The sequence below is a fragment of the Caulobacter vibrioides OR37 genome, assembly GCF_000372645.1.
Classification (GTDB): Bacteria; Pseudomonadota; Alphaproteobacteria; order Caulobacterales; family Caulobacteraceae; genus Caulobacter; species Caulobacter vibrioides_E.
This window is the reverse complement of sequence record NZ_APMP01000005.1, coordinates 24,755-38,363: the sequence shown is the minus strand read 5'-3', so window position 1 is coordinate 38,363 and position 13,609 is coordinate 24,755. Positions and strand designations below refer to the sequence as shown.

The 13,609-nt window shown below is 68.1% G+C and carries 12 protein-coding genes; 6 read left to right on the top strand and 6 right to left on the bottom strand.

All coding sequences use genetic code 11. From position 1 onward, the window contains the following. Window positions 1-101: 101 nt before the first annotated feature. Together OR37_RS06210 and mscL are read left to right on the top strand one after the other, a co-directional pair. Window positions 102-392 (top strand): integration host factor subunit beta, encoded by a 291-nt coding sequence (locus OR37_RS06210; RefSeq protein WP_004617135.1) that lies wholly within the window; start codon window positions 102-104, stop codon window positions 390-392. Window positions 393-474: 82 nt separating this feature from the next. Beyond that, on the top strand, window positions 475-894 hold the full coding sequence (mscL, locus tag OR37_RS06205; RefSeq protein WP_004617125.1) for a large-conductance mechanosensitive channel protein MscL: 420 nt from the start codon (window positions 475-477) through the stop codon (window positions 892-894). 55 nt (window positions 895-949) lie between these two features. Here mscL and OR37_RS06200 read toward each other — a convergent pair whose 3' ends face one another. After that, window positions 950-3,826 carry a M16 family metallopeptidase gene (locus tag OR37_RS06200; protein ID WP_004617123.1) on the bottom strand — a complete coding sequence of 959 codons (2,877 nt, stop codon included), beginning with the start codon at window positions 3,824-3,826 and terminating at the stop codon, window positions 950-952. 165 nt (window positions 3,827-3,991) lie between these two features. Here OR37_RS06200 and OR37_RS06195 point away from each other — a divergent pair, with 165 nt between their 5' ends. Genes OR37_RS06195 through OR37_RS21960 form a run of 3 tightly spaced genes read left to right on the top strand, consistent with a single transcriptional unit; the run spans window position 3,992 to window position 7,086 of the window. Then, window positions 3,992-4,582 (top strand): biliverdin-producing heme oxygenase, encoded by a 591-nt coding sequence (locus OR37_RS06195; RefSeq protein WP_004617121.1) that lies wholly within the window; start codon window positions 3,992-3,994, stop codon window positions 4,580-4,582. Beyond that, window positions 4,569-6,182, top strand: a complete 1,614-nt coding sequence (locus OR37_RS21965; protein ID WP_200864125.1) for a GAF domain-containing protein — start codon at window positions 4,569-4,571, stop codon at window positions 6,180-6,182. The genes OR37_RS06195 and OR37_RS21965 overlap by 14 nt, the downstream gene beginning before the upstream one ends. Continuing rightward, window positions 6,145-7,086, top strand: a complete 942-nt coding sequence (locus OR37_RS21960) for an HWE histidine kinase domain-containing protein (protein ID WP_004617117.1) — start codon at window positions 6,145-6,147, stop codon at window positions 7,084-7,086. The genes OR37_RS21965 and OR37_RS21960 overlap by 38 nt, the downstream gene beginning before the upstream one ends. On the opposite strand, the gene OR37_RS06185 is transcribed toward OR37_RS21960, so the two are convergent. The 5 genes from OR37_RS06185 to OR37_RS06165 all read right to left on the bottom strand — a co-directional run bounded on the left by OR37_RS06185 (window position 7,083) and on the right by OR37_RS06165 (window position 12,715). Next, window positions 7,083-7,487, bottom strand: a complete 405-nt coding sequence (locus OR37_RS06185; protein ID WP_004617114.1) for a thiol-disulfide oxidoreductase DCC family protein — start codon at window positions 7,485-7,487, stop codon at window positions 7,083-7,085. The two genes, OR37_RS21960 and OR37_RS06185, sit on opposite strands and share 4 nt — an antisense overlap. Beyond that, a complete protein-coding gene (locus OR37_RS06180) occupies window positions 7,484-8,041 on the bottom strand; it encodes an SRPBCC family protein (RefSeq protein ID WP_004617113.1) in 558 nt (185 codons plus the stop codon). The genes OR37_RS06185 and OR37_RS06180 overlap by 4 nt, the downstream gene beginning before the upstream one ends. A 33-nt stretch (window positions 8,042-8,074) precedes the next feature. Continuing rightward, on the bottom strand, window positions 8,075-10,003 hold the full coding sequence (acs, locus tag OR37_RS06175; protein ID WP_004617112.1) for an acetate--CoA ligase: 1,929 nt from the start codon (window positions 10,001-10,003) through the stop codon (window positions 8,075-8,077). A 125-nt stretch (window positions 10,004-10,128) separates the two neighbouring features. Further along, window positions 10,129-11,649: an aldehyde dehydrogenase gene (gene adh / locus OR37_RS06170; protein WP_004617110.1), complete on the bottom strand. Its 1,521-nt coding sequence runs from the start codon at window positions 11,647-11,649 to the stop codon at window positions 10,129-10,131. A 121-nt stretch (window positions 11,650-11,770) separates the two neighbouring features. Further along, a complete protein-coding gene (locus tag OR37_RS06165; protein ID WP_004617109.1) occupies window positions 11,771-12,715 on the bottom strand; it encodes a GAF domain-containing protein in 945 nt (314 codons plus the stop codon). A 137-nt stretch (window positions 12,716-12,852) separates the two neighbouring features. Between OR37_RS06165 and OR37_RS06160 the strand changes: the two genes are divergently transcribed. Beyond that, window positions 12,853-13,608: a creatininase family protein gene (locus tag OR37_RS06160; RefSeq protein WP_004617107.1), complete on the top strand. Its 756-nt coding sequence runs from the start codon at window positions 12,853-12,855 to the stop codon at window positions 13,606-13,608. Window position 13,609: the final 1 nt, after the last annotated feature.

Here is a 13,609-nt window from a genome sequence, read left to right as displayed (position 1 = left end):
AACCTCGTTCGAGAATCTTATGCAACCCCTTGAAGACTCAGCCGTCGTTGGGCAAAGGTCCGCTCGCGCCCTTCTCTCCCAAGGGCGTTCCGGGGATATCGATGATCAAGTCCGAACTCATCGCCAGGCTCGCGAATGAAAATCCGCACCTGACGCAGAAGGACGTCGAACGGGTAGTCGGCGTCATCCTGGAACGCATGATCGGCGCTCTGGAGGACGGCGGTCGCGTCGAGCTGCGCGGCTTCGGCGCCCTGTCGGTCCGATCGCGCCCCGCGCGCACCGGCCGCAATCCGCGCACCGGCGAGGCGGTCGAGGTCCGGGCCAAGCATGTGCCGTTCTTCAAGAGCGGCAAGGAGCTGCGCGCCCGCCTGAACGCGGACGGCGACGAATAACGGCAAACAATTCCAGGGGTTGACCCCGGGTCGCGAACGCCGTCAGCCTCCGAAGCTGTTTCGAGGCAGAGAGGGGTTCGCCATGAGCGTCGTCAAGGAATTCCGTGAGTTCATCGCCCGCGGCAACGTGATCGATCTAGCCGTCGGCGTGATCATCGGCGCGGCGTTCAACAGCATCGTCAAGAGCCTGGTCGACCAGGTGATCATGCCGCCGATCGGCCTGCTGACCGGCGGCCTTGATTTCGCCAAGCTGGAATGGGTGCTGCGGCCCGACAATCCCGCGACCGAGAAAATCGAGAAGGTGTCGATCCAATACGGCGCCTTCATCAACACCGTGATCCAGTTCTTCATCGTCGCGGTGGTGGTGTTCTTGCTGGTCAAGCTGGTCAACGAGATCCGCCGCAAGGACGCCGAGGAGCCCGCGCCCGCCGCGCCGCCGGCCCCGACGCCGGAAGAAAAGCTGCTGACCGAAATCCGCGACCTGCTGGCGAATAAGTCCTAGAAAGGGCGCGCGCCCGGCTTGGCGTCCAGGACCTTGATCCTGGACGCCGCCTCCATCAGCGGGTCAAGGACGGGCTGTCCAGGTCCAGCTTGGCGGCAGGAATGACCGTGGCGTTCGGCGCGGCCTTGAGCAGTGCATCGCCCATGACCTTGGCGTCGCCGGCGACGATCACGCTCATCTGGGCCGGGTCCAGCCTGTCCTTGGCGAAGGCCTGCACCTCTTCCGGCGTCACGGCCTCGACCTTGGCGGCATAGGCTTGAATCTCGGTCAGCGGCACGCCGTAGATGGCGAGGTTGCCGAGGATGTTGGCCAGCCCCTCCGACGTGCCCAGTTCGCGGCCATAGCTGCCGACCAACACCGACTTGCGGGCCGAGAGCTCGCTCGCGGCGGCGGGTTCGGCGGCCAGGCGGGTGATCTCGGCGCGGGTCAGGCCGATGACCTCGCCGGCCGACTCGTTCTTGGTCTGCACCCGGGCCGAGAAGCCGCCGATGCGCCCCTGAGGGGTCAGGCTTGAGCCGGCGCCATAGGACAGGCCGCGCTTGATGCGGATCTCCTGATTCAGGCGCGAGGAGAACCCGACGCCCAGCACCGTGTTGGCGACGACGCCTTGGTAATAGCGCGGGTCGGCGCGGGTGATGGCCGGCTTGGCTAGCACCACGGCCGCCTGGCCCGTGCCCGGCAGGTCGATGACCAGGTTGCGGGGCGCGTAGGCGGTCGGCGCGGCGGGCGGCGTCGGCGGAGCGGCGGCGGGTTTCTTCCACGACCCGAACGCCTTTTCGGCCAGGGCGAAGCCGGCCTCGGGCGTCAGGTCGCCGGTCAGCACCAGCACCGCGTTGTCGGGCCGCCAGTAGGCCGCGTGGGTCTTGACCAGGTCGGCCGGCTTGATCCGAGGCAGCGAGCCCGGCGTGCCGCCGGCCACGTGGCCATAGGCCGAGCCGGCGTAGAGCAAGGGCGCCGTGGCGAAGCCGGCGAGGCTTCCGGGGCGCTGGAACGAGACCGAAAGACCGTCGAGGGTCTCGGCGCGCACCCGCGCCAGCTCCTGGGGCGAGAAGGCCGGATGCTCGGCGACGTCGGCCATGATCGCCATGGCGGGCGTGGCGTTGCTGGCCGTGACGCTGAGGGTCAGCGAGGCGGCCTCCCAGCCCGAACCGGCTTCGAGATTGGCGCCCAGGGCCTCGATCTGGCGGGCGACATCGGTGGCCGAGCGGGTGGTGGTGCCCTCGGTCAGCAGTTCGGCCGTCAGGCTGGAGGTTCCGGCCAGGCCTTTCGGATCCGAGCTGGCGCCGCCCTTCACGGTCAGGTCGGCGGTGATCAGGGGCAGGTCGCTGGACTTGGCGACGATGACCCGCAGGCCGTTGGCGAGGGTCTTCTCGGCCGGTGTCGGTAGGACGGCGGCGACGGGCGCGCCGACCGGCGGCGGCTTCTGGCGCTCGGACTCGGGGGCGAGGGTGACGATCGGGCCGTCGTACTTGACCGAGGCGACCTTGGGGATCGGCGGCGTGGCGTCCTTTTCGCCGGCCGGTCGGTCCTTCTCCGGCAGATAGCGGATCACGGTGCGGCGGTCGTCGGCCAGATACTTCTGGGCCACGCGCTGGACATCGGCGGCGGTCACCGCCTGCAGGGCGGCCAGGTCCGTATTGGCCCGCGCCGCGTCACCCTCGACTTCCTGGGCGAAACCCAGGGCGAAGCCTCGGCCGTCGATCTCCTCCCGCTTGCGCACGGCGTCGGCCAGCAGGCCGGCCTTGGCCTCGGCCAGTTCGGCGGGGCTGACGCGCTGGTCTCGGACCCGGGCGACCTGGGCGCGCAGGGCGGCCTCGCCCTGGGCCACCGTCTTGCCGCCGGCCATTACGGCGCCGACGTAGAAGATGCCCGGCTGGGCGTTGTTCGGCGCGTTGGAGAACACCGACTGGGCGATCTTCTGCTCGTAGACCAGGGTGTCGTAGAGCCGCGAGGACTTTCCGGCCGACAGCACCGCGTCCAGAACGGTCAGGGCCGCGGCGTCCTTGTCGCGGGCCGACGGCGCCAGCCAGGTGATCGCCAGGGCCGGCAGCGGCACATTCGGGCCGTAGGTGTTGACGGTGCGCGGGCCGGATCGGGCGGGCTCGACCGCCGTGACCTGGGGGATCGGCGTCGAGGGCTTCTCGATCGGCGCGAAGTACTGGTCGATCATCGCGTCCAGTCGGGCCTGATCGAAATTGCCGACGACGATCAGGGTGGCGTTGTCGGGCCGGTAGTAGGTCTGGTGGAAGGCGCGGACGTCGTCGACCGTGGCCGCGTCCAGCTCCTCGATCGAGCCGATGCCCGGGCGCTTGTAGGGATGGGCGGCGTAGGACTGTTGCGGGATCGCCAGCGAGAAGAAACGGCCGTAGGGATCGGCCAGAACGCGCTGCCGCAGCTCTTCCTTCACGACGTCGCGTTCCGAGGCGAAGACGGGCTGGTCGATGACCAGGGCCTTCAGGCGGTCGCTCTCGGCCCACAGGAGCCGTTCCAGATGATTGGCGGGGGCGACCTCGTAATAGTTGGTGAAGTCGTCCCAGGTGGAGGCGTTGTTGAAGCCGCCGACGTCCTCGGTCAGGCGGTCCAGCGTCTCGCTGGGCATGTTGCGGGTCGCCTTGAACATCAGATGTTCGAAGAGATGGGCGAAGCCCGAGCGGCCGTTGGGGTCGTCCTTGGAGCCGACGCCGTACCACATCTGCACCGAGACGTTGGGCGTGGTCGTGTCGCGCGACGTGATCACCTTCAGGCCATTGGGCAGGACCCGCCGCTGGTAGATGATCGGGGGCGCGATGATCGGCGCGGCGACCAGGGCCTTGGACGCCGCCACGCTCACGGGCTTCGGCTTGGCCTTGGCTGGCGCCGCCATGACCAGCGGCGACAGCGCCGTCGTTGAAAGAGCGGCCGCCGCGAGGGCGAACTTGGCGGTGCGAAGCATGGGCGCGATAGCCTCCAAAAAGGGAACCGAGACCCTAGCACCTGCGACTTTTGGGTAAACCTTACCGAACCGTCATGCTTGGGCGGAACCGAACGGCGCTATCCGCATTAGGAACAGTTGTCTCGCCCCAGCATCCCCGCAGGGTCCGATACGCCCGGGGGGAAAGTGTCCGAATCGTCTCTGAGAGGCCGACTGCGCGAGGCCACCGCGCAAGATCACGCGATCCTCGACGCCAGGGTCGCGGGCTGGCGGATTGAAACGCCCGCCGGCTACGCCGCTTTCCTGCTCGCCTCCGCGATCGCCCTGACGCCGCTGGAGCTGGCTCTGGAGCGGGCCGGCGTCCAGACTTGGCTGCCGGACTGGCCGGTTCGCGCGCGGCGGGACGCCCTGGCGGCCGATCTCGCCGTTCTAGGCGTGGAGGTCCCCGTCTTCGAGCCGGCCTTCGTGCCCTCGCCGGACTTCGGCGCCGGGCTGCTCTACACCCTGGAAGGTTCGCGTCTGGGCGCTCGCGTCCTGGCGCGGCAGGCGCGCGGCGCCATGGATGGTCCCCCGCTAGCCTATCTGACCCACGGTCAGGGTCGGCCGCTCTGGCGCGATTTCCTTACATGGCTGGAGAGCATACCCAAAGTCGGGTCGCGGACAGACGCCATCCAGGCCGGCGCGCGATATGGCTTTAACCGTTTCTCGGATGCGTTCGAGATTGTCCCCTCGCCCCAGGGTCTGAATGTCCGAACCGTCGTCCATGACCGGGTTTGAGGTCGACCTGACGAACTGCGATCGCGAACCGATCCATATTCTCGGGTCGGTGCAGCCGTTCGGCTTCCTGCTGGCCGTCAATTCCGACTGGGTGATCGTTCACGCCTCGACCTCGACCCTGCGCTATCTGGGCTTGGCGCCTGCTGACGTGCTGGACAAGCCGTTGACCCAGGTGATGAGCGGCCACGCCATCCACGCGATCCGGGGGCGCTTGCAGGTGTTGCGCGGCGCCGACGCGGTCGAGCGGATGTTCGGCGTGCCGCTGACCGACGGCGGCGAGGACTTCGATCTGGCCCTGCACTATTCCGGTCGCCTGCTGATCATCGAGGGCGAGCCCAGCCTTGCCGACGCCCTGATCGAGGCCGCCTCGGCCGTGCGTTCAATGACCGCGCGCATCGTCGCGCGGCCCGACTTCGAGGGCTTCTGCCACGAGGCCGCCCGTCAGGTCCGGGCCCTGACCGAGTTCGACCGGGTGATGATCTATCGCTTCGGCCACGACGGGGCCGGAGAGGTGATCGCCGAGTCGGTTCGGCCCGGCATCGGCTCCTTCCTTGGGCAGCGCTATCCGGCGTCGGACATTCCGGTCCAGGCCCGCGCTCTCTACGAACGCAACTGGCTGCGCATCATCGCCGATGTCGACGCCCAGGTTTCGCCGATCGTCCCCGAGGTCAGCGTCTCGGGCGAACCGGTGGACCTGTCCATGAGCATGTTACGCGCCGTCTCGCCGATCCACATCGAGTATCTGCGCAACATGGGGGTGGCGGCCTCGCTGTCGATCTCGATCCTGCGCGACGGCAAGCTGTGGGGTCTGTTCGCCTGCCACCACTACGCGCCCAAGCACATCAGCTATGAGCGCCGCACGGCCGCCGAACTTTTCGGCCAGCTGTTTTCCCTGACCCTGGAAAGCCGCGAACGCGAGGTCGAGACCCGGCGCCTGGCCGAGGCCCGCAATCTGCACGACCGCATGATGAATGCGGTGGTCAAGGCCAACCAGGGCGCCGACAGCCTCAGTCCCTATCTCGACGATCTGTGTCGTCTCGTGCACTGCGACGGTCTGGCCCTGTGGCTCGAGGGGCGGCTGACCCTGCGCGATTCCACCCCTGACGCCAGCGACGTCCATAGCCTGATCCGTCTGCTGAGGGAGAAGGACACCCACGCGGTCTTCGCGACCAGCGAGATCAGCGCTCTGATGCCCTCGGCGGCGGCCTGGGCCGCAAAGGCCGCCGGCATGATGGCCGTGCCGCTGTCTCGCGCCCCCCGCGACTACATGATCTTCTTTCGCAAGGAAGAGGCTCAGACGGTGGTTTGGGCGGGCCAGCCGGCCAAGCTGGTTCAGGTCGGACCGCTTGGCGACCGCCTGACGCCGCGCAAGAGCTTCGAGGCTTGGGAAGAGACCACGCGCGGCCAGAGCCGGCCGTGGACCGTGGTCGAGAGATCTCTGGCCGAGAGTATGCGCGCCAGCCTTCTGGAGATCGTCTTCCGGCTGACCGATCTGGCCGACGAGGAGCGCCAGCGCGCCAAACCAGCGTCAGGAACTGCTGATCGCCGAACTGAATCACCGGGTGCGCAACATCCTGGGTTTGATCCGTGGTCTGATTAGTCAGACCCGCTCCGGCGTCGCCAGCGTCGAGGAGTTCGCCGAGGTGGTCGGCGGGCGGGTCCAGGCCCTGGCCCGCGCCCATGATCAGATCACCCGTCATCAATGGGGGCCGGGGGCGCTCAGCGATCTGATCACCGCCGAGGCCGAGGCCTATCTGTCGAACAAGGCCGAGCGCGTGACGCTGACCGGCGCGCCGATCGCCCTGGCGCCGGACGCGTTTTCGATCCTGTCGTTGGTCATCCACGAGCTGATGACCAACTCGGCGAAATACGGCGCCCTTTGCGACCAGCGCGGCCAGGTCGGGATCGACTGGACCCGCGACGCCAAGGGCGACCTGATCATCGATTGGCGCGAGCGGGACGGCCCGCCCGTCAAACCGCCGACCCGGAGGGGCTTCGGCTCGACCATCATCGAGCACTCGATCCCGCATGACCTGAATGGCGAGGTCAGCCTCGATTACCGGCCCGAGGGCTTCCAGGCCCGAATCCGCATCCCAGGCCGCTATGTCACCAGCGAGGGCGTGGTCGCGACCGTGAAGCCGGCGCGGCGCGCCGAGACGCCGGTGCGGGCGCCCGATCGGATGCTGGTGGTCGAGGACAACATGATCATCGCGCTGGATCTCGAAGACATGCTGACCCGGCTGGGGGTCAAGTCGATCACCCTGGCCTCCAGCGTGGCGCAGGCCCTGGACGCCCTGGCCGAGGACATGCCGCCCTTCGCCATCCTGGACGTCAATCTGGGTCACGAGACCAGCTTCCCGATCGCGAAGGCCCTGCAAGACGCCGGCGTGCCGTTCGCCTTCGGCACCGGCTTTGGCGACAGCGCGGCGTTTCCCGACCGCTTCAAGGACGCGCCCGTGCTGCAGAAACCCTACAGCGCCGAGGCCTTGGCCGGGCTTTTCTAGTCCAGGATGAACCGCGCTCGTTGCTCGTCCGTCGGGACCCGGCAGCGATCCCTCTTCCCCAGAAGCCGATAGCGGTTGGCCGCGATCCAGTCATAGGCGGCGTCGGCGGGACCGCGCGGCAGGCGGTCGACGACGGCCAGCCAACGCCACGGCGCGGGCAGTCTGCGCAACAGCGCGGCGACGGCGGCGGTCTTGGTCAGCGGGCGACCGCGATCGAAGAATAGGAAACTCTCGGGCGCGTTGGGGTCCAGGCCGTGGGTCAAGGCGAGCTTCCGGCCGTAGGGTGAAAGGATCGGCGTGAAGCGGACGACGCCCGCGCGGTCCAGCCGCAGAACGGTCCGGACCGCGCCGTCGCACAGGTGGCAGACGCCATCGAACAGCATAAGGCCGTCGGGGCTCATCCGGCTTCGCACTCGCGCCGCAGGGCCTTCAGCGAGGCGGGGACGTCGCGGCGCATCATGCCGCTGATCAGGCGGGCTGGAACCGCGAAGGGGGCGGTGGCCCACAGATCGTAGGTGACCCGCGTGCGCGCGCCGCCGTCGAGGGGCTCCAGCGTCCAGCTTCCCTCGCAGGCGCGGATGTCGCCGCCGATGCAGGTGAATCCGACCCGCCGGTCGGGCTCCAGCGTCACGCGCGAGGTCGAGCGTAGGGTGGGCATGAAGAAGGTCCACTTGACCGCGTGCTCGCGGATCTCGGTCCCGTCCGGCGCGCGCGAGACGACGCGGCAGTGTTTGACGCCCGGACTCATCCGGGCGGCCCGATCGCAGTCGAGGATGATGCGGAACACGACCGCCGGCGGGGCGGCGATATCGATGCTGGCGTGGACCACGCCCCGGCCCTGGTCGTCGGCATGGGCCTCGACCGCGACGCCGTCGTCCTTCACCGCGAATTCGCTGGCCGCCTCCGCGGGTTGGGCGAGGACGAGCAGGACGAGAAGGGAGACCAACCGGCGCATTACCTGGAGGCTAACGCGCCGGTGTGGCTTTCGTCAGGCGCCCGCGCGGTTTTTCACCAGGTCGTCGACCACCGACGGATCGGCCAGGGTCGAGGTGTCGCCCAGGTTCTCCAGCTCGTTTTCGGCGATCTTGCGCAGGATGCGGCGCATGATCTTGCCCGAGCGGGTCTTTGGCAGGCCCGGCGCCCACTGGATGACGTCCGGCGTGGCGATCGGTCCGATCTCGCGGCGGACCCAATCGATCAGCTCCTTGCGCAGGCTTTCCGACGCCTCGACGCCCGCGTTGAGGGTGACGTAGCAATAGATGCCCTGGCCCTTGATCGGGTGCGGATAGCCGACGACCGCGGCCTCGGCGACCCGGGGGTGCGCGACCAGGGCGCTCTCGACCTCGGCCGTGCCCAGGCGGTGGCCGGAGACGTTGAGCACGTCGTCGACGCGGCCGGTGATCCAGTAGTAGCCGTCGGCGTCCCGCCGGCAGCCGTCGCCGGTGAAGTACTTGCCGGGATAGGTCGTGAAATAGGTCTCGATGAACCGCTGATGGTCGCCATAGACCGTGCGCATCTGGCCCGGCCAGCTGTCGGTCAGGACGAGGTTGCCCTCGGTCGCGCCTTCCAGCACGACCCCTTCGGCGTCGACCAGCTCGGGCTTGACGCCCGGCATCGGACCGCAGGCCGAACCGGGCTTCAGCGCGTCGGCGCCGGGCAGCGGAGTCATCAGTGTTCCACCCGTCTCGGTCTGCCACCAGGTGTCGACGATGGGGCAGCGGCTCTCGCCGACCACGCGGTGATACCAGAGCCAGGCCTCGGGATTGATCGGCTCGCCCACGCTGCCCAGCAGGCGCAGCGAGGCGCGCGAGGTCCGCTCGACCGGCGCCTCGCCTTCGCGCATCAAAGCGCGCAGGGCCGTCGGGGCGGTGTAGAAGATCTCGACCTTGTGCTTGTCGATCACCTGCCAGAACCGGCTGTTGCAGGGATAGTTCGGCACGCCCTCGAACATCACGCTGGTCGCGCCGTTCGCGAGCGGGCCATAGACGATGTAGGTGTGGCCGGTGACCCAGCCGATGTCGGCCGTGCACCAGTAGACCTCGCCGGGCCGGTAGTCGAACACCGCCTCATGGGTCCAGCTGGCCCAGACCAGATAGCCGCCGGTCGTGTGCAGTACGCCCTTGGGTTTGCCCGTCGAGCCCGAGGTGTAGAGGATGAACAGCGGGTCCTCGGCGTTCATCGGCTCGGGCGCGCAATGGATCGAGGCCTTGGCGGCGGCGTGTTCGTAGATGATGTCGCGGCCGGCGGTCAGGGGCACGTGGGCGCCCGTGCGGGTGACGACCAGCACCTTTTCAACGCCCGGACAATGGGCCAGGGCGGCGTCCACATTGGCTTTCAAAGGAATCCGCTTGCCGCCGCGCACGCCCTCGTCGGCGGTGATGACCAGCTTGGAGTCGCAGTCGTTGATGCGGCCTGACAGGCTGTCGGGGGAGAAGCCGGCGAACACCACCGAATGGACGGCGCCGATCCGCGCGCAGGCCAGCATGGCGTAGGCGGCCTCGGGGATCATCGGCAGATAGATCGTCACCCGGTCGCCCTTGGTCACGCCCTGGGCCTTGAACACGTTGGCCATCCGGCAGACCTGCTCGTGCAGCTCGGCATAGGTGATCTTGCGCGAGGCGGCCGGGTCGTCGCCTTCCCAGATCAACGCCACATCGTTGGCGCGGTGGCGCAGGTGGCGGTCGATGCAGTTGGCCGAGACGTTGAGGACGCCGTCCTCGTACCAGCGGATGCGGAAATCCTCGGTCCGGAGAGAGACGTCCTTGATCTTGGTGGGCGGGGTGATCCAGTCCAGACGCCCGGCCAGATCCTTCCAATAGCCATGCGGATCTTCGTCGGCGCGACGGCGCGCGGCCGCCAGGGCCTCGGCGTTAACATGGGCGCGCTCCGCCCAGGCCTTAGGAACCGGAAACAGCATACCGTCGCTCACCTGCGCTACTCCCTTTTATTATTGGCGCGGAATTAGGCGAAGCCAACCGCCCGACGCAAGAAGACCAATAAGGTTTCTCGCGTCGAACGGCCGGCGTCGGGTTTCGCGCGGGATCAGAAGAAGCCGAGGGCCTTGGCGCTGTAGCTGACCAGCATGTTCTTGGTCTGCTGATAGTGGTCCAGCATCATCTTGTGGGTCTCGCGGCCCACGCCCGACTGCTTGTAGCCGCCGAAGGCCGCATGGGCCGGATAGGCGTGATAGCAGTTGGTCCACACGCGGCCGGCCTCGATGCCCCGCCCGAAGCGGTAGCAGCGGTTGGCGTCGCGGCTCCATACGCCGGCGCCGAGGCCGAAGGCGGTGTCGTTGGCGATCGCCAGGGCTTCTTCCTCGGTCTTGAAGGTCGTGACGGCCAGGACCGGGCCGAAGATCTCCTCCTGGAAGATCCGCATCTTGTTGTGGCCCTCGAACACGGTCGGCTCGACATAGTAGCCGTCGGCCAGTTGGCCCGGCAGGATCGTGCGCTTGCCGCCGGTCAGCAGCTTGGCGCCTTCATTGCGGCCGATGTCCATATAGCCGAGAATCTTGTTCAGCTGCTCCTCGGAGGCCTGAGCGCCGATCATGGTGGCGGGATCCAGCGGGCTGCCCTGGACCACGGCCTGGACGCGCTTGAGCGCCCTTTCCATGAATTTCTCGTAGATCGACTCCTGGACCAGCGCCCGGCTGGGGCAGGTGCAGACCTCGCCCTGGTTCAGGGCGAACATGGTGAAGCCCTCAAGCGCCTTGTCCAGGTAGTCGTCGTCCTCGCGCGCCACGTCGTCGAAGAAGATGTTCGGCGATTTGCCGCCCAGTTCCAGGGTCACCGGGATCAGGTTCTGGCTGGCGTACTGCATGATCAGCCGGCCGGTCGAGGTCTCGCCGGTGAAGGCGATCTTGGCGATGCGCGGGCTGGACGCCAGCGGCTTGCCGGCCTCGACCCCGAAGCCGTTGACGATGTTCAGCACGCCGGCCGGCAGCAGGTCGCCGATCAGCTCCGCCCAGACCATGATCGAGGCTGGGGTCTGTTCGGCGGGCTTCAGCACCACGCAGTTGCCGGCCGCCAGGGCCGGCGCAAGCTTCCAGCAAGCCATCAGCAGCGGGAAGTTCCACGGAATGATCTGGCCGACCACGCCCAGCGGCTCGTGGAAGTGGTAGGCGATGGTGTCGTGGTCGATCTCCGAGATCGAGCCTTCCTGCGAGCGCAGGCAACCGGCGAAGTAGCGGAAGTGGTCGATGGCCAGCGGGATGTCGGCGGCCATGGTCTCGCGAATGGGCTTGCCGTTGTCCCAGGTCTCGGCGGTGGCCAGGACCTCGAGATTCTCTTCCATGCGGTCGGCGATGCGCAGCAGGATGCGCGAGCGGTCGGTGGCGCTGGTCTTGGCCCAGGCGGCCTTGGCGGCGTGGGCGGCGTCCAGGGCGCGCTCGATATCGACGGCCTGCGACCGTGCGATCTCGCAGATCTTGCGGCCGTGGATCGGCGAGCTGTTGTCGAAATAGCGGCCATCGGCCGGCGCGACCCACTGGCCGCCGATGAAGTTGTCGTAGCGGGCCTTGAACGGCGGACGCGACAGGGACTCGATGAATTCGGGCTTGGTCATGGGCTTCCTCCGGGCGCCAATGATCGGCGTCTGTTGGAAGCGAGTTTGGCGTCGTCGGTCGAAGGTCGGCGCCGGGGTCGAAGCCCGCGCCTCTCCGAACTGTCTCACATTCGAGACAGGTTCAGTGGAATTCCCGCCCGCGCACCAGGTCCAGGCGTTTGAGCTTGCGATTCAGCGTGGCGCGGGACAGGCCCAAGACCGCCGCCGCGGCCGACACGTTGCCGCCGGTCTGGGTCAGGGCTCGGCGGACGGCGGCGCGTTCCGCTTCGTTGAGGTCGGCGGTGCGGTCGGGCGACGGAAGACCCTTGCGCAGGGCTTCGTCGGTCAGCTTCAGGGCGATGCGCGCCGCGCGGCTGGCGCCGATGACCAGGTCGTCGCCGTCCACCGCCAGCATCGGCGTCGAGGCTCGGTCGGCGCCCGCGTCGGGCAGGAGCACGATCCGCGCCTTCGGGAAAGCCTCGCGAAAAGCGCGCGCCTCGATGCGGCGGGCGGCGTCGGTGACCGCCCGCTCGACCAAGCCCGTGAGCCCCTCGAGGCCCGGGCGGCAGGAGGAGACGTCCAGCGCCCCGGCCAGCCGGCCCGCGGCGTCGAACAGCGGCGCGACCGTGCAGGACAGGCCGATATTGCGCGTGTGGAAATGTTGGTCGCGATGGATGGTCAGCACGCGCTGCTCGGCGATGCAGGTGCCGATGCCGTTGGTGCCCTCGCGCGCCTCGCTCCACATGGCGCCATTCCAAAGGCCCCAGCGGCGAAACACCGGATCGTCGGCGGCCACGCCTCGGCGATCGACCGGAACGCCCTCGGCATTGGTTAGCAGCACGCAGCAGCCCCCGTCGCCGACCGCCTGGAAAAGGGCGTCGAGATTGTCCTGGGCCGCGGCCAGCAGCGATCCCATCTGGTCCTGGGCCGCGCGCAACTCGGCCTCGGAGAGAATTTCGGGCGGCTTGCGGTTTTCGGGGTCGAGGTGGTGCTGGGTCAGGCTGCGACGCCACGAGGCGGCCAGCGGCGTGGCCGCGCCGTCGCGCAGCACCGACAGGACCTTCTCGGCATGGCCAGGATCGGCCATTGCTTTCCTCCTCGACCGGCGAACCGGCTTATGCCGCAACATGACGCCGCGACGGCGTCGGACGCAAGTGTGACATTTTGGGGTCGGCTCGCTTTGGGTTTGGGCGTAAAGGGTCCGGACTTTCCAAGGAGCGTCCCATGCTGTTGGCCCTGTCCGCCTGGCCCGAAATCGAAGAGCGCCTGAAGACCAGCACCAGCGTGGTGGTTCCGATCGGTTCGAACGAGCAGCACGGCCCGACCGGTCTGCTGGGCACCGACTGGCTTTGCCCGGAGATCATCGCGCACGAGGCCAGCAAGCGGGCGGCGGACAAGATCCTGGTCGCGCCGACCTTCAATATCGGCATGGCCCAGCATCACTTGGCCTTTCCGGGCACGATCTTCCTGCGCCCGTCCACCTTCATCGCCGCGATCGGCGACTGGGTGCGGTCGCTGAGCGCCCACGGCTTCACGCGCATCTATTTCCTGAACGGCCACGGCGGCAATGTCGCCTCGATCGAGGCCGCGTTCTCGGAGATCTACGCCGACTACAGCTTCCGCCAGCAGCGCGCGCCGTTCGCCCTGAAGCTGAAGAACTGGTGGGATCTGGCCGGCGTCAACGCTCTGGCCAACCGCCAGTTTCCGACCGGCCATGGCAGCCACGCCACGCCGTCGGAGATCGCCGTCACCCAGTGGGCCTATCCGGAGAGGATCAAGACGGCGGCCTATTCGCCCCAGATCGCCCCGACCGGCCCGATCCGCGAAGCCCTGGATTTCCGCGCCCGCTACGCCGACGGCCGTATGGGCTCCGACCCCGCGCAGGCGACGCCCGAGAAGGGCGGCGAGCTGGTCGATCGCGCGGTCAAGTCCCTGCTCGAGGACTTGGCGGCCTTCTCCGCGGAGACGGCGCCCGCCTAAC

Bases quoted from the DNA above. Each gene is read 5' to 3' on its own strand.
- OR37_RS06200 (WP_004617123.1), bottom strand. From the start codon at position 3,826: ATGCTTCGCACCGCCAAGTTCGCCCTCGCGGCGGCCGCTCTTTCAACG.
- acs (WP_004617112.1), bottom strand. From the start codon at position 10,003: ATGCTGTTTCCGGTTCCTAAGGCCTGGGCGGAGCGCGCCCATGTTAAC.
- mscL (WP_004617125.1), top strand. From the start codon at position 475: ATGAGCGTCGTCAAGGAATTCCGTGAGTTCATCGCCCGCGGCAACGTG.
- OR37_RS06160 (WP_004617107.1), top strand. From the start codon at position 12,853: ATGCTGTTGGCCCTGTCCGCCTGGCCCGAAATCGAAGAGCGCCTGAAG.
- OR37_RS21965 (WP_200864125.1), top strand. From the start codon at position 4,569: ATGACCGGGTTTGAGGTCGACCTGACGAACTGCGATCGCGAACCGATC.
- OR37_RS06165 (WP_004617109.1), bottom strand. From the start codon at position 12,715: ATGGCCGATCCTGGCCATGCCGAGAAGGTCCTGTCGGTGCTGCGCGAC.
- OR37_RS06185 (WP_004617114.1), bottom strand. From the start codon at position 7,487: ATGAGCCCCGACGGCCTTATGCTGTTCGATGGCGTCTGCCACCTGTGC.
- OR37_RS06180 (WP_004617113.1), bottom strand. From the start codon at position 8,041: ATGCGCCGGTTGGTCTCCCTTCTCGTCCTGCTCGTCCTCGCCCAACCC.
- OR37_RS06210 (WP_004617135.1), top strand. From the start codon at position 102: ATGATCAAGTCCGAACTCATCGCCAGGCTCGCGAATGAAAATCCGCAC.
- adh (WP_004617110.1), bottom strand. From the start codon at position 11,649: ATGACCAAGCCCGAATTCATCGAGTCCCTGTCGCGTCCGCCGTTCAAG.